Source organism: Pseudomonas sp. FG47 (assembly GCF_057809115.1).
Genome location: NZ_JBMDJI010000011.1, coordinates 109,528 through 127,114 on the forward strand (window position 1 = coordinate 109,528; position 17,587 = coordinate 127,114).

The 17,587-nt window shown below is 64.4% G+C and carries 17 protein-coding genes; 10 read left to right on the forward strand and 7 right to left on the reverse strand.

Annotated features, from left to right (window positions below):
* Positions 1-24 precede the first annotated feature (24 nt).
* From ACODS5_RS11600 to ACODS5_RS11615, 4 genes are all read left to right on the forward strand, one after another.
* A complete protein-coding gene (locus ACODS5_RS11600; RefSeq protein WP_134691704.1) occupies positions 25-1,401 on the forward strand; it encodes an L-serine ammonia-lyase in 1,377 nt (458 codons plus the stop codon).
* 26 nt (positions 1,402-1,427) lie between these two features.
* Positions 1,428-2,549 carry a glycine cleavage system aminomethyltransferase GcvT gene (gcvT, locus tag ACODS5_RS11605; protein ID WP_489108732.1) on the forward strand — a complete coding sequence of 374 codons (1,122 nt, stop codon included), beginning with the start codon at positions 1,428-1,430 and terminating at the stop codon, positions 2,547-2,549.
* Between the two features lie 348 nt (positions 2,550-2,897).
* Positions 2,898-3,110, forward strand: coding sequence for a cold-shock protein (locus ACODS5_RS11610; RefSeq protein ID WP_086979009.1), 213 nt, complete (start codon positions 2,898-2,900; stop codon positions 3,108-3,110).
* A gap of 92 nt (positions 3,111-3,202) precedes the next feature.
* Positions 3,203-3,691: an RDD family protein gene (locus ACODS5_RS11615; RefSeq protein WP_134691707.1), complete on the forward strand. Its 489-nt coding sequence runs from the start codon at positions 3,203-3,205 to the stop codon at positions 3,689-3,691.
* Between the two features lie 123 nt (positions 3,692-3,814).
* Here ACODS5_RS11615 and lptG read toward each other — a convergent pair whose 3' ends face one another.
* Positions 3,815-4,876 (reverse strand): LPS export ABC transporter permease LptG, encoded by a 1,062-nt coding sequence (lptG, locus tag ACODS5_RS11620; protein WP_134691708.1) that lies wholly within the window; start codon positions 4,874-4,876, stop codon positions 3,815-3,817.
* Positions 4,869-5,984 carry an LPS export ABC transporter permease LptF gene (gene lptF / locus ACODS5_RS11625; RefSeq protein WP_134691709.1) on the reverse strand — a complete coding sequence of 372 codons (1,116 nt, stop codon included), beginning with the start codon at positions 5,982-5,984 and terminating at the stop codon, positions 4,869-4,871. Before lptF ends, lptG begins: the two co-directional genes overlap by 8 nt.
* Positions 5,985-6,275: 291 nt before the next feature.
* On the opposite strand from lptF, the gene ACODS5_RS11630 reads away from it, so the two are divergent.
* The 5 genes from ACODS5_RS11630 to rlmF all read left to right on the forward strand — a co-directional run bounded on the left by ACODS5_RS11630 (position 6,276) and on the right by rlmF (position 12,767).
* Entirely contained in the window at positions 6,276-7,769 is a 1,494-nt protein-coding gene (locus ACODS5_RS11630) for a leucyl aminopeptidase (protein ID WP_134691710.1), read from the forward strand.
* Positions 7,770-7,821: 52 nt separating this feature from the next.
* Positions 7,822-8,250, forward strand: a complete 429-nt coding sequence (locus tag ACODS5_RS11635; protein WP_489108733.1) for a DNA polymerase III subunit chi — start codon at positions 7,822-7,824, stop codon at positions 8,248-8,250.
* A gap of 5 nt (positions 8,251-8,255) precedes the next feature.
* A complete protein-coding gene (locus tag ACODS5_RS11640; protein ID WP_134691712.1) occupies positions 8,256-8,618 on the forward strand; it encodes a DNA polymerase III subunit chi in 363 nt (120 codons plus the stop codon).
* Positions 8,619-8,806: 188 nt separating this feature from the next.
* Positions 8,807-11,653, forward strand: a complete 2,847-nt coding sequence (locus ACODS5_RS11645) for a valine--tRNA ligase (RefSeq protein ID WP_489108734.1) — start codon at positions 8,807-8,809, stop codon at positions 11,651-11,653.
* Between the two features lie 163 nt (positions 11,654-11,816).
* On the forward strand, positions 11,817-12,767 hold the full coding sequence (gene rlmF, locus ACODS5_RS11650) for a 23S rRNA (adenine(1618)-N(6))-methyltransferase RlmF (RefSeq protein ID WP_134691714.1): 951 nt from the start codon (positions 11,817-11,819) through the stop codon (positions 12,765-12,767).
* Positions 12,768-12,814: 47 nt separating this feature from the next.
* Here rlmF and ACODS5_RS11655 read toward each other — a convergent pair whose 3' ends face one another.
* Positions 12,815-13,096 (reverse strand): HU family DNA-binding protein, encoded by a 282-nt coding sequence (locus ACODS5_RS11655; RefSeq protein ID WP_134691715.1) that lies wholly within the window; start codon positions 13,094-13,096, stop codon positions 12,815-12,817.
* 391 nt (positions 13,097-13,487) lie between these two features.
* Here ACODS5_RS11655 and yejK point away from each other — a divergent pair, with 391 nt between their 5' ends.
* On the forward strand, positions 13,488-14,495 hold the full coding sequence (gene yejK / locus ACODS5_RS11660; protein ID WP_134691716.1) for a nucleoid-associated protein YejK: 1,008 nt from the start codon (positions 13,488-13,490) through the stop codon (positions 14,493-14,495).
* 37 nt (positions 14,496-14,532) lie between these two features.
* Here the strand turns inward: yejK and ACODS5_RS11665 are convergent, their stop codons facing one another.
* The 4 genes from ACODS5_RS11665 to ACODS5_RS11680 form a co-directional block, all read right to left on the reverse strand.
* Complete coding sequence (locus tag ACODS5_RS11665) at positions 14,533-14,829, reverse strand: GIY-YIG nuclease family protein (RefSeq protein ID WP_134691717.1); 297 nt, start codon at positions 14,827-14,829, stop codon at positions 14,533-14,535.
* Positions 14,830-14,872: 43 nt separating this feature from the next.
* Entirely contained in the window at positions 14,873-15,331 is a 459-nt protein-coding gene (locus ACODS5_RS11670; RefSeq protein ID WP_489108735.1) for a nuclear transport factor 2 family protein, read from the reverse strand.
* A 105-nt stretch (positions 15,332-15,436) separates the two neighbouring features.
* Entirely contained in the window at positions 15,437-16,717 is a 1,281-nt protein-coding gene (locus ACODS5_RS11675; RefSeq protein ID WP_489108736.1) for a CynX/NimT family MFS transporter, read from the reverse strand.
* 13 nt (positions 16,718-16,730) lie between these two features.
* Positions 16,731-17,378 carry a FadR/GntR family transcriptional regulator gene (locus ACODS5_RS11680; protein ID WP_489108737.1) on the reverse strand — a complete coding sequence of 216 codons (648 nt, stop codon included), beginning with the start codon at positions 17,376-17,378 and terminating at the stop codon, positions 16,731-16,733.
* Positions 17,379-17,587 lie beyond the last annotated feature (209 nt).

Sequence of the window (17,587 nt, forward strand, 5' to 3'; positions counted from 1 at the left end):
CCCGGATGTTCAGGAGGTACCACCATGTCACTGAGCGTCTTCGACCTGTTCAAGATCGGCATCGGCCCCTCCAGCTCACACACGGTCGGGCCGATGCGCGCCGCCGCGCGCTTCGCCGAAGGCCTGCGCCGCGATGGCCTGCTGGCCAGCACGGCCAGCGTCAAGGCCGAGCTGTATGGCTCGCTCGGCGCGACCGGCAAGGGTCACGGCAGCGACAAGGCGGTGCTGCTCGGCCTGGAGGGCGAGCACCCCGACAGCGTCGACACCGAAGCCATTCCCGCGCGCCTGCAGGCCATTCGCGACAGCGGCCGGCTCAGCCTGCTCGGCGAGCACGCCATCGACTTCGTCGAAAAACAGCACCTGGCGATGATCCGCAAGCCGCTGGACTATCACCCCAACGGCATGATCTTTCGTGCCTTCGACGCCGCCGGCCTGCAGATCCGCAGCCGCGAGTACTATTCAGTGGGCGGCGGCTTCGTGGTCGACGAAGAGGCCGCGGGCCACGACCGCATCGTCGAGGACAGCACCGTGCTGGCCTACCCGTTCAAAACCGCCAAGGAGCTGCTGGCCCATTGCACCACGCAACAGCTGTCGTTCAGCCAGGTGATGCTGGCCAACGAGGCCGCCTGGCGCCCCGAGGCCGAGACCCGTGCCGGCCTGCTGCGCATCTGGCAGGTGATGCAGGACTGCGTCGAGGCCGGTTGCCGGCACGAAGGTATCCTGCCTGGCGGGCTGAAGGTCAAGCGCCGGGCTCCGGCGTTGTACCGCCAGCTCAGCCGCCACCCGGAAGCCAGCCTGCGCGATGCGCTGTCGGTGCTCGACTGGGTCAACCTCTACGCCCTGGCGGTGAACGAGGAAAACGCCTATGGCGGACGCGTGGTCACCGCGCCGACCAACGGTGCGGCGGGCATCGTGCCGGCGGTGCTGCACTACTACATGCGCTTCGTCCCCGGCGCCAGCGAGGACGGCGTGGTGCGCTTCCTGCTCACCGCTGCGGCCATTGGCATCCTCTACAAGGAAAACGCCTCGATCTCCGGCGCCGAGGTCGGTTGCCAGGGCGAGGTTGGCGTAGCCTGCTCGATGGCTGCTGGCGCATTGTGCGAAGTGATGGGCGGCACCCCACAACAGGTGGAGAACGCCGCCGAGATCGGCATGGAACACAACCTGGGCCTGACCTGCGACCCCATCGGCGGGCTGGTCCAGGTGCCTTGTATCGAGCGCAACGCCATGGGCTCGGTGAAGGCGATCAACGCGGTGCGCATGGCCCTGCGCGGCGACGGGCAGCACTACGTGTCCCTCGACAAGGTCATCCGCACCATGCGCCAGACCGGCGCCGACATGAAAAGCAAATACAAGGAGACCGCCCGCGGCGGTCTGGCCGTCAACATCATCGAATGTTGACCCGAATAAAAACCAAGGAGTCACCGATGTCCGAAACACTGCACAAGACCCCGCTGCACGCCCTGCACCTGGAACTGGGCGCGCGCATGGTGCCGTTCGCCGGCTACGACATGCCCGTGCAATATCCCTTGGGCGTGCTCAAGGAGCACCTGCACACCCGCGAGCAGGCCGGCCTGTTCGACGTTTCGCACATGGGCCAGATCATCCTGCGCGGCAACGACGCCGCCAAGGCCCTGGAAACCCTGGTGCCGGTGGACATCATCGACCTGCCGGTGGGCATGCAGCGCTATGCCATGTTCACCAATGCCGAGGGTGGCATCCTTGACGACCTGATGGTCGCCAACCTCGGTGACGACACCCTGTTCCTGGTGGTCAACGCCGCCTGCAAGGACCAGGACCTGGCCCACCTGCGCCAGCACATCGGCAGCCGCTGCGAGATCCAGCCGCTGTTCGAGGAGCGCGCCCTGCTCGCCCTGCAAGGCCCGGCGGCGGTCAAGGTGCTGGAGCGCCTGGCACCAGCGGTGGCGAAGATGACGTTCATGCAGTTCCAGCCTGTTCAACTGCTGGGCGCCGACTGCTATGTCAGCCGCTCGGGCTACACCGGTGAGGACGGTTTCGAGATTTCCGTGCCGGCCGACAAGGCCGAAACGCTGGCGCGCCGGCTGCTGGCCGAGCCAGAGGTACAGCCAATCGGCCTGGGCGCACGCGACTCACTGCGCCTGGAAGCCGGCCTGTGCCTTTACGGCCACGACATGGACACCACCACCACGCCGATCGAGGCCAGCCTGCTGTGGGCCATCTCCAAGGTGCGCCGCGCCGACGGTGCACGTGCAGGTGGTTTCCCGGGTGCCGACGCTGTGTTTGCCCAGCAACAGGCTGGCGTGGCGCGCAAGCGCGTAGGCCTGCTGCCCCAGGAGCGCACCCCGGTGCGTGAAGGCGCGCAGATCGTCGACGCGGCAGGCAAGGTGGTCGGCGAGGTGTGCAGCGGCGGCTTCGGCCCGACGCTCGGCGCCCCCGTGGCGATGGGCTATGTCGATAACGAACATGCCGCGCTGGATACCGCTTTGTTTGCCGTTGTGCGCGGTAAGCAAGTTGCCCTCAAAGTCAGCAAAATGCCTTTCGTGGCGCAGCGTTACTACCGTGGCTGAATGAGTGGATCGGGCAGGCTCGACATATTCGTTTTCGAACCTGCCCAATAACTTCTGAACATAGCGCCAGGCCAGGCGCCACGCCGTTTCCGACAAATCGCTCGGTGATCGGGAAAAGCCTGATTTTCACCCATCGCGAGGGCTTGTTTTTCGCTCGGCAGTTGGCGTAGAGTCACAGCACTGTGTTTGCATGGGTCGCAACAGTTCGTGACCTGGGCCAGTAGCTGCAATCTGCTACAACCCGTTCGACGTCTCTTACTTTCCTGCAACCCAGCCCAGTAGTCTTTCACTTACAAAAAGTGTGAAAGAAACTGTCATCAATATTTAAGCTTCATAGGAAATAAGACAATGGCTGAGCGTCAGAACGGTACCGTCAAGTGGTTCAATGACGAAAAAGGTTACGGCTTCATCACCCCAGAAAGCGGTCCGGATCTGTTCGTGCACTTCCGCGCCATCCAAGGCAACGGCTTCAAGAGCCTGAAAGAAGGCCAGAAAGTGACCTTCGTGGCCGTCCAGGGCCAAAAAGGCATGCAGGCTGACGAAGTCCAGCCAGAAGCCTGATATCCGATAAAGAGCCCCTGTGTTGACGCACAGGGGCTTTTTTGTGCGCGCAATTCCATAGAATGGGCCTTTGCCATCCGGAGCTGCCATGCATGTCCAAGCCTTTGCTCATTCCCCAGGGTGATTTTCCACCGGTCGGCCTGGGCCGTCGCCTGGCCGCGATGTTCTATGACTTCCTGCTGTGCACCGCCCTGCTGATCGTGACTGCCGGCGCCTACAAGATGATCCAGATGGCGATCATCGGCGAGGCCCGCATGCGCGAGCTGACCGAGGCCGGCGCGCTGGACGGCGACCCCTTGCTGTCGACGATCCTGCTGTTCGCGCTGTTCGGCTTCTTCGCCAAGTTCTGGACCCATGGCGGCCAAACCCTGGGCATGCAGGTGTGGGGAGTGCGCGTGCAGAACGCTGATGGCAGCGCCATCAGCCTCTGGCAGGCATTGCTACGTTTCGTGGTGTCGATCGCGTCGTGGCTGTGCCTGGGGCTGGGCTTCATCTGGTCGTTGTTCGACAAACGCAAACGCAGCTGGCACGACATCTACTCCGAGACCCAACTGGTACGCCTGCCCAAACGCAAGAAATAGCCACCACAGATCCCCTGTAGGAGCCAGCCTTGCTGGCGAACCCCGGTCCCCCGGTTCGCCAGCAAGGCTGGCTCCTACAGGCACAAAAAAGCCGACCCTGGGGTCGGCTTCTTGTTTGGCGGATCAACCCGCCCTGCGCATCAACCACAAACCGGCCAGCGCACAGATGCCAGCGGGTATCACCACCGCCAGCAACGGTGGGAAGCCGAACACCTGGCTCGACGGCCCCAGCAGATCACCCGCGATACGGAACACGAAGCCCACCAGTACGCCGGTGAACACGCGCTGGCCGAGAGTCACAGAACGCAGCGGGCCGAAGATGAACGAAATCGCCATCAACACCAGCGCCGCGGTCACCGCCGGCTGCAGCACCTTGGTCCAGAACGCCAGCCAGTAACGGGAGTTGTTCAGGCCTTGGTCGGACAGGTAGTGGATGTAGTCCCACAACCCGGTGATAGACAGCGACTCCGGTGCCAACACCACGGTATTGAGCAATTCCGGAGTCACCGAAACATCCCAGACTTCTTCAGGCGCGTTGACCACTTCGGTGTGGTCGCCACGGAAATAGGTGGTGGCGACATCGTTCAGTATCCACTTGCCGTCCTGATACTGCGCCCGGCGGGCGAAGCTGGAGGTCTGGATCTTGCGCTCGTCGTCGAAACGGTAGCGGGTCACGCCCAGTAGCAGGCCGTTGGGCTGCACCGAGTTGATGTGCACGAACTCCTCGCCCTGGCGATGCCACATGCCGCGTTTGGAGCTTTGCGCCTCGCCACCGCCCTGGGCCAGGGAACGGTCGGCCTGGGCCTTGTTCTCGGTGACCGGGGCGACGTATTCGCCAATCAGCAGGCCGACCAGCATCAGCACCAGCATCGGCTTCATCACCGCCCAGACGATACGACCGATGGACACCCCGGCAGCGCGCATGATGGTCAGTTCGCTGCTGCTGGCCAGGCTGCCCAGGCCAATCAGGCAGCCGATCAACGCCGCCATCGGCAGCATGTCGTAGAGCCGACGCGGTGCCGTGAGCAGCACATAGGCGCTGGCGTCCATCACCGTGTAGGTATTGCTCAGGTCGCTCATCTCGTCGATGAAGGCGAACAGCGAAGCCAGGCCGAGGATGATGCCGAGCACGGCGAGAATCGCCAGCAGCACGCTCTGGCCGATGTAGCGGTCCAGTTTAACCACGGGCCACCTCCGCACGACGCGCGGCGCGCTTGAGGCGCAGCGGCTCCCAGTACATCAACCCGAGGCCGATCAGCAAGAACAGGGCATGGACCCACCAGATACCCAACGAGAGGGGCAGCTTGCCCTTCTCCAGGGCGCCGCGCACGGAAATCAGCATTGTCAGATAAGCCATGTACAGGAGGATCGCCGGCAGCAGCTTGAGGAAGCGGCCCTGGCGGGGATTGACGCGCGACAGCGGCACGGCCAGCAGGGTGACCACGAACACCAGCAGCGGCAGCGATAGGCGCCACTGCAACTCGGCACGCTCGCGCACGCCGTCATGACCGATCAGGTCGCGGGTCGGGATCGCCTCGCGTTCGGTCACCTCCTGGGCGACCTCAGGCTTGGGCAGCAGCACGCCGTAGGTGTCGTACTTGATCGCGCGGTAGTCGGCCTGGCCGGGGTTGCCGTCGTAGCGGTAGCCGTTTTCCAGCACCAGGTAGCGGTTGCCGTCGGCCTGCACTTCCTGGTGGCCCTTCTCGGCGACCAGCACCGAAGGCGCGCGGTCCTTGGTCTTGTCCTGGTTGAAGCGCTTCTCGGAGATGAACACCCCGGCCAGGTTGACGCGGTCATCGGACAGTTGCTCGGTGTAGGTCACCCGCGAACCGTCACGCAGGGTCTGGAAACGCCCCGGCACCAGGGTGTCGAACTCGGTCAGGGCGTCCTGCTGGGCGATGATCTTCTGCACCTGGGCCACGCCCAGGGGGGCCAGGCTCAGGCTCAGCCAAGCCACCAGCAGGGCGATCAACGCCGCTGGCGCCATGGTCATCGCCAGCAGGCGCTGCTGGCTCATGCCGGTCGCCGAGAGCACGGTCATCTCGCTTTCGAGATACAGCCGGCCATAGGCCAGCAGGATGCCGAGGAACAGCCCCAGCGGCAGGATCAGTTGCAGGAACCCCGGCAGGCGGAAGCCCATGATCATGAACAGCACGCTCGGGTCGAGCACGCCCTGGGCCGCCTGGGCCAGGTATTTGATGAAGCGCCCGCTCATGATGATCACCAGCAGCACGGCGCTGACGGCGCTCAAGGTCACCAGGACCTCGCGGGACAGATAACGAAAGACGATCAAACCAGACACTCCTGGGTTGTCAGGGGCTCAAAGCCAGACGAACGATGCGGGCAGCCAAGCCCCATGCCGGTTCGCCAAGGCGAACCTCCATGTAAAAGTGCGCGCATTATCCTGTGATTGACGGCGCCTGTCACTTGGCGGCGCATGACGCCGCATGTCGGGGTTGTCATGAAGGTCGCCGCAGGCTCAAACTGGCAGCTTTTCCGCAGGCCGGCAGAAGGTCGCCGGGGCGGTTTTCCGGGCGCGTTCACAAGACAGCGCCAACTGACAGATCATTCGGGGACCCCAGACATGGAACTGGTTGTAAAAAGCGTAGCCGCTGTATCCGTCAAGACCGCCACCCTGGTCGTGCCGGTGGGCGAAAACCGCAAGCTGGGCACTACTGCCAAGGCCGTGGACGACGCCAGCGGCGGTGCCATCAGCACCCTGCTCAAGCGCGGCGACCTGGCCGGCAAGCCGGGCCAGACCCTGCTGCTGCACAGCCTGCCGGGCCTGAAGGCCGAGCGCGTGCTGCTGGTGGGCAGCGGCAAGGACGAAGCCCTCGGCGACCGCACCTGGCGCAAGCTGGCCGCCAGCGTCGCCGGTGTGCTCAAGGGCCTGGGCGGCAGCGACGCAGTGCTGGCCCTGGACGACCTGGCCGTCAGCGGCCGTGACGGCCACTACGGCAAGTACCGCCTGCTGGCCGAAACCCTGCTCGACAGCAACTACCTGTTCGACCGCTACAAGAGCCAGAAGGCCGAACCGCGCGCCCTGAAGAAAATCACCCTGCTCACCGCCAAGGCCGGCCAGGCCGAGGTCGAGCGCGCCGTCAAGCACGCTAGCGCCATCGCCACCGGCATGGCCTTCACCCGCGACCTGGGCAACCTGCCGCCGAACGTCTGCCACCCAAGCTTCCTCGCCGAGCAGGCCAAGGACCTGGGCAAGGCGCACAAGGGCCTGAAGGTCGAGGTGCTGGATGAGAAGAAGATCAAGGACCTGGGCATGGGCGCGTTCTACGCCGTGGGCCAGGGCAGCGACCAGCCGCCACGGCTGATCGTGCTCAGCTACCAGGGCGGCAAGAAGAGCGAGAAGCCGTTCGTGCTGGTTGGCAAGGGCATCACCTTCGACACCGGCGGCATCAGCCTCAAGCCAGGTGCCGGCATGGACGAGATGAAGTACGACATGGGCGGTGCCGCCAGCGTGTTCGGTACCCTGCGCGCGGTGCTCGAATTGCAGCTGCCGATCAACCTGGTGTGCCTGTTGGCCTGCGCCGAAAACATGCCCAGCGGTGGTGCCAGCCGCCCGGGTGACATCGTCACCACCATGAGCGGGCAGACCGTCGAGATCCTCAATACCGACGCCGAAGGGCGCCTGGTGCTGTGCGATGCACTGACCTACGCCGAGCGCTTCAAGCCGCAAGCCGTCATCGATATCGCCACCCTGACCGGCGCCTGCGTCGTCGCCCTGGGCGGCCACACTTCGGGCCTGATGGGCAATAACGACGAGCTGATCGGCCAACTGCTGGACGCCGGCAAGCGCGCCGACGACCGCGCCTGGCAACTGCCACTGTTCGACGAGTATCAGGAGCAACTGGACAGCCCGTTCGCCGATATCGCCAACATCGGCGGGCCGAAAGGTGGCGCCATCACCGCCGGCTGCTTCCTGTCGCGCTTCGCCAAGCAATACAACTGGGCGCACCTGGACATCGCCGGCACCGCCTGGATCAGCGGCGGCAAGGACAAGGGCGCCTCGGGCCGCCCGGTACCGCTGCTCACCCAATACCTGCTGGACCGCGCCGGCGCCTGATGGCGCCCCACCGCTGGCGCCCTCGCGCGCCAGTGGCGGGCACTGACCGATCATGAGCCAAGTCGATTTCTACATCCTGCCCACCGACGCCCTGTCGGCGCGGCTGGATTTCGCCTGCAAATTGTGTGAAAAGGCCTGGCGCCTCGGCCATCGGGTCTACCTGCATTGCCAGGACGAGGCGCAACGCAGCGAACTCGACCTGCGCCTGTGGCAGTTCAAGGGCGAGGCCTTCGTGCCGCACGACCCCGCCGAACAACACCCGGACGCCATTGTCGCGCTGGGCATCGGCAACGATGCCGGCGAACACCGTGACCTGCTGATCAACCTGGGCGGCGCTGTCCCCACCTTCGTCGGCCAGTTCGAACGGGTCGCCGAGATCGTCGTCGAGGACCCGGCCATCCGCCTGGCCGCCCGCGAGCGATTCCGTTTCTACCGCGAACAGGGCTATGCTCTGCAAGACCACCGCTTACAGCGACTTTGACGACGATGGACAAGCAGCTGAACTCCCTCACCCATTCCGCCCACCTGCTCGACGACCTCGAATCGATTCGCGAGCTGCTGGGTGACGCCGACCTGCAACCGCCCCTGCTGACCGAAACGGTGGAGCAGATCCCGTTGTTGCTCGACGAACCCGCCGGCACTGCGCCGGTCGCCACGCCAGCACCCGCGCCCGAAGAAGATGCCCAGACCCGCCGCCAGGACACCCTGCTGCACCTGGACGCCGAGCTGCGCACCGCCGCACAGCAGATCATGCAGGACGTGATCAACGACTTCACCCCGCATATCGAAACCGAGATCAAGCGCCGCCTCGATGCGCGGCTGGAGCGGTTGCTCAAGCGTTCCGAGTGACTCTCTGGGGCCGCTTCGCGGCCCTTTCGCGGCACAAGGCCGCTCCTACAGGAGATCGCGTTCCCCTGTAGGAGCGGCCTTGTGCCGCGAAAGGGCTGCAAAGCAGCCCCGGCGCCTGTCGCCTCAACCTCCTGCGTTGGTTATACTTCCCGGCTTTCCCGAACAAATGCCATAGGGTCCCGCCGCGCATGGACAAGACCTACCAGCCGCACGCCATCGAAACTTCCTGGTACAACACCTGGGAGTCCGAGAACTATTTCGCCCCACAAGGTGCAGGCGAGTCCTACACCATCATGATCCCGCCGCCGAACGTCACCGGCAGCCTGCACATGGGCCACGGCTTCAACAACGCGATCATGGACGCCCTGATCCGCTTCCGCCGCATGCAGGGTCGCGACACCCTGTGGCAGCCGGGCACCGACCACGCCGGTATCGCCACCCAGATGCTGGTGGAACGCCAACTTGAAGCCAAGGGCCAGAATCGCCACGATCTGGGCCGCGACAAGTTCCTGGAGAAGGTCTGGGAGTGGAAGGATCAATCGGGCGGCAACATCAGCCGCCAGATCCGCCGCCTGGGCTCGTCGGTGGACTGGAGCCGCGAGCGCTTCACCATGGACGACGGCCTCTCCGAGGCGGTCAAGGAAGCCTTCGTGCGCCTGCACGAAGACGGCCTGATCTACCGCGGCAAGCGCCTGGTCAACTGGGACACCAAGCTGCACACGGCGATCTCCGACCTCGAAGTGGAAAACCACGACGAGAAGGGTCACCTGTGGAACCTGCGCTATCCGCTGGCCGACGGCGCCAAGACCGCCGAAGGCAAGGACCACCTGGTGGTCGCCACCACCCGTCCGGAAACCCTGCTCGGTGACGTCGCCGTTGCCGTCAACCCGACCGACGAGCGCTACCAGGCCCTGATCGGCAAGTTCGTCGAACTGCCGCTGGTCGGCCGCCGCATCCCGATCGTCGCCGACGACTACTGCGACCCCGAATTCGGCACCGGCTGCGTGAAGATCACCCCGGCCCACGACTTCAACGACTACGAAGTCGGCAAACGCCACAACCTGCCGCTGCTGAACATCTTCGACAAGAACGCCACCGTGCTGGCGGCGGTCCAGGCGTTCAACCTCGACGGCAGCGTCAACGAGAACGTCGATACCTCGCTGCCGACCCAGTACGCCGGCCTCGACCGCTTCGTCGCGCGCAAGCAAATGGTTGCCGACCTCGACGCCCAGGGCTTGCTGGTCAGCATCGACGACCACGCCCTGAAGGTGCCCAAGGGCGACCGCTCCGGCACCGTCATCGAGCCGTGGCTGACCGACCAGTGGTACGTCTCCACCAAGCCGCTGGCCGAACCTGCCATTGCTGCCGTGGAAGACGGCCGAATCCAGTTCGTGCCCAAGCAGTACGAGAACATGTACTTCTCCTGGATGCGCGACATCCAGGACTGGTGCATCAGCCGCCAACTGTGGTGGGGCCACCGTATCCCGGCCTGGTACGACGAGGCCGGCCAGGTCTATGTCGGCCGCGACGAGACCGAAGTGCGCGCCAAGCACAACCTGGGCGCCGACGTAGCGCTGCGCCAGGACGACGACGTCCTCGACACCTGGTTCAGCTCGGGCCTGTGGACCTTCTCCACCCTCGGTTGGCCGGAACAGACCGAGTTCCTTAAGAAGTTCCACAGCACCGACGTGCTGGTGACCGGCTTCGACATCATCTTCTTCTGGGTTGCACGCATGATCATGCTGACCATGCACCTGATCAAGAACGAGGATGGCACCCCGCAGGTACCGTTCAAGACCGTGTACGTGCACGGCCTGGTGCGCGACGGCCAGGGCCAGAAGATGTCCAAGTCCAAGGGCAACGTGCTGGACCCGCTGGACATCGTCGACGGCATCACCCTCGATGCCCTGCTGGAAAAACGCACCAGCGGCATGATGCAGCCCAAGCTGGCCGAGAAGATCGCCAAGCAGACCAAGGCCGAGTTCCCCGAGGGCATCGCCAGCTACGGCACCGATGCCCTGCGCTTCACCTTCTGCTCGCTGGCGTCCACCGGTCGTGACATCAAGTTCGACATGGGCCGCGTCGAAGGCTACCGCAACTTCTGCAACAAGATCTGGAACGCCGCCCGCTACGTGCTGGACAAGGGCGAGGACTGCGGCCAGAACGGCGAGGCCTACGAGCTGTCGCTGGCCGACCGCTGGATCATCTCGCAGTTGCAGCGTACCGAAGCCGAGGTAACCCGCCAGCTCGAGCAGTTCCGCTTCGACCTGGCCAGCCAGGCGCTGTACGAGTTCATCTGGAACCAGTACTGCGACTGGTACCTGGAGCTGTCCAAACCGGTATTGTGGGACGAGAACGCCCCGGTAGAGCGCGCCCGTGGCACCCGTCGCACCCTGGTGCGCGTGCTGGAAGTGGCCCTGCGCCTGGCCCATCCGTTCATGCCGTTCATCACCGAAGAGATCTGGCAGCGCATCGCGCCGCTGGCCGGCATCGACGGCAAGACCATCATGCTGCAGCCGTGGCCGGTAGCCGTCGAGGCGCGCATCGACGCCGCCGCCGAAGGCGACATCGAGTGGCTCAAGGAGCTGATGGTCGGCCTGCGCAACATCCGTGCCGAGATGAACATCGGCCCAGGCAAGCCGCTGCCGCTGTTCCTGAAGAACGCCAACGCCGACGACCAGCGTCGCCTGCAGGAAAACGAAGCCCTGCTCAAGAAGCTGGCCAAGGTCGAATCGTTCACCGTGCTCAGCGAACAGGACGAAGCGCCGCTGTCGGCCACCGCCCTGGTGGGTGACCTGCAAGTGCTGGTGCCGATGGCCGGGCTGATCGACAAGGACGCGGAACTGGCGCGCCTGAGCAAGGAGATCCAGCGCCTGCAGGGTGAAGTCCAGCGCGTCGGCGGCAAGCTGTCCAACGCCGCCTTCGTCGACAAGGCCCCGCCGGCGGTAATCGAGAAGGAACGTGCCAAGCTGGCCGAGTCGGAGCAGGCCCTGGCCAACTTCACCGAGCAGCACGCGCGGATTGCAGCGCTGTAACAACCTGATAGACCGCTGGGGCCGCGTTGCGGCCCTTTCGCGACACAAGGCCGCTCCTACAGGAACGGCGCCGGATTGAGAGGCGCCGCTATCCTGTAGGAGCGGCCTTGTGTCGCGAAAGGGCTGCAAAGCAGCCCCAGGGCCTGCAACACCGGATCCGACCATGACCAACAAACCCACCCTGCACCCACGCAACCGCCACCAGGGCCGCTACGATTTCCCGGCACTGATCAAGGCCCACCCGGACCTCGCCCGTTTCACCATCACCAACCCCCACGGCAAGCCCAGCATCGACTTCGCCAACCCCGAAGCCGTGCGGGTGTTCAACCGCGCCCTGCTCAAGGCCCAGTACGCCATCCAGCACTGGGACATCCCCGCCGATTACCTGTGCCCGCCGATCCCTGGCCGCGCCGACTACATCCACGTGCTGGCCGACCTGCTGGCCGAGGACAATCGCGGCGAAATCCCCCGTGGCTCCCAGGTCCGCGCGCTGGATGTCGGCGTCGGCGCCAACTGCATCTACCCGCTGCTTGGCCACAGTGACTATCGCTGGCGCTTCCTGGGCTCGGACATCGACAGCGTCGCCCTGGCGTCGGCCAAGGCCATCGTCCAGGCCAACAAGCTCGACAAGGCCATTGGCCTGCGCCTGCAACCTGAGCGCAAGTACATCCTCAGCGGCCTGCTGCAGGCCGACGAGCGCTTTGAGCTGACCCTGTGCAACCCGCCCTTCCACGCCTCGCGCGAGGAAGCCACCCGCGGCAGCCAACGCAAGTGGAAGAACCTCGGCAAGCAGGACCCCAAGCGCAAGCTGCCGGTACTGAACTTTGGCGGGCAGAACAATGAACTGTGGTGCGAAGGCGGCGAGATCCGCTTCGTCAGCCAACTGGTCGCCGAAAGCGCGCAGTACGCGGCCCAGGTGCTGTGGTTCACCAGCCTGGTATCCAAGGCCAGCAACCTGCCGGGCATCGAGGCGGCCCTGAAGAAGACCGGGGTGAAGGCCCTGCGCATCGTCGAGATGGGCCAGGGGCAGAAGCAGAGCCGCATGGTCGCCTGGAGCTTCCATGACGACGCGGCACGCCAGCAATGGCATGCCTTGCGTAAATCGCAGGCATGAAAAAACCGCGCCCGGGCAAGCCGGGCGCGGTTTCGTCAAATCAACAATTACTTGTTGATCGAGTCGGTCAGCACTTTGGCTGGAACGAACTTGACGACTTTCTTGGCAGCGATTTCGATGGCGGCGCCAGTCGAAGGGTTGCGGCCAGTGCGGGCAGGACGCTCGGTGACTTTCAGTTTGCCGATGCCTGGCAGGGTGATTTCAGCGCCGTTTTCCAATTGGTCGGCGACGATCTGGCCCAGTTGCTCCAGTGCAGCACGCGCGGTGGTTTTCGGCGCGTCGATGGATTCAGCGATATCGGCAATCAGTTGGTCTTTGGTCAGTGCCATGGTGGTGTTCCTTCCCTATCAAATTCAGAGGTTGTGCAGCGTGCTTGTCGGTGGTCGGGCCAGCCCGGGACATTCCAGAGGCCGCGTCGATCGCGTATGTAGATACGCAAATCGGCGTTTGGTTCGACACCCCGCAAGCGATCTGCCAGCAATGCGCCACCCAAGGGGCGCAAGACCGCGCAAAGCTACCACAGGAATCGATAAATATCCGCTATCGACACTGATTTTGTGCAGGTTTTTCGGGGGTTTCAGAAAAAACCGCAAAAAGTTGAACAAAAAACGAACAACCGGCATTTCCGCCAACATCTGGCCACTGCACCGCCCTCCCCCTGAGGTAAACTTAACGCCTTTTGCAGCGCGGCCCCATGCCGCCCTTTACCCCGAGAATTCCATGCCAATCCGTCATTGCATCGTTCACCTGATCGACAAGAAGCCCGATGGCAGCCCCGCCGTGCTCCATGCCCGCGACAGCGAACTGGTAGCCTCCGACGCCATCGAGAACCTGCTGGCCGACCTCAACGACAGCTACAACGCCAAACAGGGCAAGGCCTGGGGCTTTTTCCATGGCGAGTCCGGCGCCTACCCGTTCAGTGGCTGGCTCAAGCAGTACCAGGACGGGGAAAGGGACTTCGCCAGCTTCAGCCGTGTCGCTGTCGAGCACCTGCAAAAACTGATGGAAGAGTCCAACCTGTCCACCGGCGGGCACGTGCTATTCGCCCATTACCAGCAAGGCATGACCGAGTACCTGGCCATCGCCCTGCTGCACCACAGCGAAGGCGTGGCGGTGAACGCCGAGCTGGACGTCACCCCATCGCGCCATCTGGACCTGGGCCAGTTGCACCTGGCGGCGCGGGTCAACCTTTCGGAGTGGAAGAACAACCAGCACTCCAAGCAGTACATCTCGTTCATCAAGGGCAAGAACGGCAAGAAGGTCTCGGACTACTTCCGCGACTTCATCGGCTGCCAGGAGGGCGTCGACGGCCCGGGTGAAACCCGGACCCTGCTCAAGGCGTTCAGCGATTTCGTCGAAAAGGAAGACCTGCCGGAAGAAGCCGCCCGGGAGAAGACCCAGACCCTGGTCGACTACGCCACCACACAGACCAAACTGGGCGAACCCATGGCGCTGGAGGAGCTCTCCAGCCTGATCGACGAGGACCGCCCCGAGGCGTTTTTCGACCACATTCGCAACAGTGACTATGGCCTGTCGCCGGAGATCCCGGCCGACAAGCGCACCCTCAACCAGTTCCGCCGCTTCACCGGGCGCGCAGAAGGGCTATCGATCAGTTTCGAGGCACATCTGCTGGGCTCGAAGGTGGAATATGACGAAGAAGCCGGCACGCTGGTGATCAAGGGCCTGCCAACCCAGTTGATCGACCAGCTCAAGCGCCGCAAGGACTGAGCTGACGCTTGCCGTTCCTGTGGGAGCCAGCTGGCTCCTACAAGGTGTCCTGCGTCTGGGCGAAAGCAACCACCAACGCCTCCTTCGCCGCCTTGCGCAGCTTCTTCACCAACCGCTCTTGGCGCAGCGCCTCGCCCTTGTCGGGCCACTGCTCGACGTAAACCAGCGCTTGTGCCGGGCTGGTCTTGAAATATCGGGCGCCCTGCCCTTTCTGGTGCTTGATGAATCGCCGCTGCGGGTCATCGCTGATACCGCAGTACAGCGAGCCATTGGCGGCACGCACCAGGTAGACGTACCAGGGTTTGCAGTCGGGGGAAGGCGCTGTTTCGCTCACGGCTCGGTTCGGTGCAACGGAAGAAGGTCGCCAGCTTAACGCCTCAGCGCGCCTGCTGGAATGCGCGAAGCCCCTTGAACGCCTGCTGGCGCACCTTGTTCTGCAGCATCGGCGTCCAGCCCAGCAGCACGCCCGGCATGCCCAGTGCCTGGCGCGACCAGCGCCACAGGTCGAAGGTATCGTCGTGCTGGCAAATCAGCCCGTCGCGAATCACGAAGCGTGCCTGGATATCGTTGACCACCACCCGCCCGGTCTGGCTGAACAGGTAGGTGGCCACCCAGTGCGCGCCATCGCTGCGCACGTCGTCGAAGGTCAGGGTGAAGTCCTTGGCGCGGGTGGTGAGCATCCGCCACATGTCGCCCGCGTCGCGCCCGCGCAGAGTGCCAAAGACCGGGTCGCTGAAGACGACATCATCGCTGTAGCAGGCCACCATGGCCTCGGCGTCCAGGCATTGGAAGGCCTGGTAGAAACGGGTGATCAGGGCGCTGTTGGCATCGCTCATGGACTGTTCCTGCGCAAGGTGCGAAACCCGCAAGATACTGTCTGGATGCCCGCAACACCATGCCCATTCGCCTGGTGAATGACGATCACGGGGCAAGCCAGTTCCTTAAACGTGCTCGCTGCTGACCTGCACATGCAGTGCTCGCCCGGCGCCGAGACCGAACAGGATCGCGCCGATACCCAGCACCGCGAAGATCCAGCCCACCGCGCTCCAGCCACCGGTCAGATCATGCACCAGCCCCACCGCGAATGGCCCCATGGATGCCAGCGTATAGCCCACGCCCTGGGCCATGCTCGACAGGTTCGCCGCCACATGAGCGTCCTTGGAGCGCAGCACGATCAGGGTCAGTGCCAGGGCGAAGGTACCGCCCTGCCCCAGCCCGAGCAGAATCGCCCAGCCCCACAGGCCCTCGATCGGTGCATACAGGCAGCCGAACAGCCCAGCCAGGGTCACCAGCATCACGATCACGATGGCCAGCCGCTGGTCCTTGCCGCGCGTCGCCAACCAAGGCGCGCTCAAGGCGCTGACCAATTGCACGATCACCGACCCCGACAGTACCAGTCCTGCCTCGGTCGGGCTCAGGCCACGACCGATGAGGATCGACGGCAGCCAGCCGAACACGATATAGGCCAGCGACGACTGCAGCCCCATGTACAGGGTGACCTGCCAGGCCAGCGGGTCGCGCCACAGCCCACGCACCCGGTAGGCGGCCTTGTGCAGCCCGTGGCCCTGGCGCGCCTGGGGCAACCACACCAGCATCGCCAGCAAGGCCGGCAGCAGCCAGAAGCCCAGGCCAATGGCCCAGCTATCGTCGAAGTGCCGGGTCAAGGGCACGGTGGCGCCGGCAGCCATGGCCGCGCCCAGGCACAGCGCCATGGTGTAGACCCCGGTCAGGGTACCGGCGTGCTGCGGGAAGTCGCGCTTGACGATACCGGGCAACAGCACGCCGATGATGCCGATACTGGCCCCGGCCATCAGGCTGCCGAGGAAAACCCCGGCGCTCCCCAGCGTGCTGCGCACCAGGATGCCCAGGGCCAGGGTCAGGAGGATGCCGAGGATCACCCGCTCGCTGCCGAAACGCCGCGCCAGGACCGGCGCCAGCGGTGCGAAAAGCCCCAGGCACAATACTGGCAGGGTGGTCAGTAGGCCTGCTTGCGAGGCATTCAGGCCCAAGCCCGCGCTGACCTGGCCGAGCACGGGCGCCATGCTCGACAGTGCCGGGCGCAGGTTCAGCGCCACCAGCACCAGCCCCAGCAGCAGCAACCAGGGCCGGCGCAGCACAACGGGTTGCTGTTGGACCTGCTCGTCGTCGGCTTCGGCGTCGATCAACAGCTCTTCAAGTTCCGCCTCGCGCTGGGCGGTGTCGTGGTTCGTTCGTTCGGCCATGGCCTTCTCGCTGTCAGGATTCGATGAGGGTCCGGCTCAGGTGCTTGGCCCGTTCCGGATCACGTTGTTCGAGGGCGTCGACGATCTCTGCGTGCAGGTCGAACACGGCCTGGCAGCGGGGAACGGTGGACATGTTGTGTTGCAGGGCGGCGGCCACCACGCCGGAGAAATAGCGGTAGAGCTCGCTCAGCGCGGGGTTGTGGGCGGCGTCGACCAGCAGCTGGTGAAACTGGATGTCGCAGGCGACGTAGGCGGGGATATCGCTGTGAAAATGCGCGGCGCTGTGTTGCAGGGCTTCGCGCAGTTGCTGCAGGTCGTGCTCGGAGCGGCGCAGGGCGGCCAGGCCGATGGCTTCGGCCTCGAGGATGTGGCGGGTTTCGCGGGCGTGTTCAACGGTGCAGCGAGACATGGCCTGGACGGCTTGCAGCGGGTCGGAGACGGTACGCAGGTAGCTGCCGTCGCCCTGGCGGATTTCCACCAGGCCGCTGAAGGCCAGGACGCGCATGGCTTCACGCACGGTGTTGCGGCTGATGCCCAGGTCGCTGGCCAGCTCGGGTTCGGTGGGCAGGCGTTGACCTACCGACCAGGTGCCCATGGCGATGCGGTCGCGGAGCTGGTCTACGGCTTGTTCTACCAGGGAGCGTTTGGTTAGTTGAGACACTTAGCGGGAACGTCCAGTCATCGGATGATTTTTTTGGGACGATAGCGGGTTGGGGGGGAGGAGGCAAGGGTTTGGGTTTGGGTTCGACAGCGATTGTTTTGATTTTTTTATGCTCATTCGAAGATTATGTCGACATTTAGTCACCTTTTCGCCCTTACGGCGACCTACTTTTGCACGCGGGCAAAAGTAGGCAAAAACCGCTGGCTCCA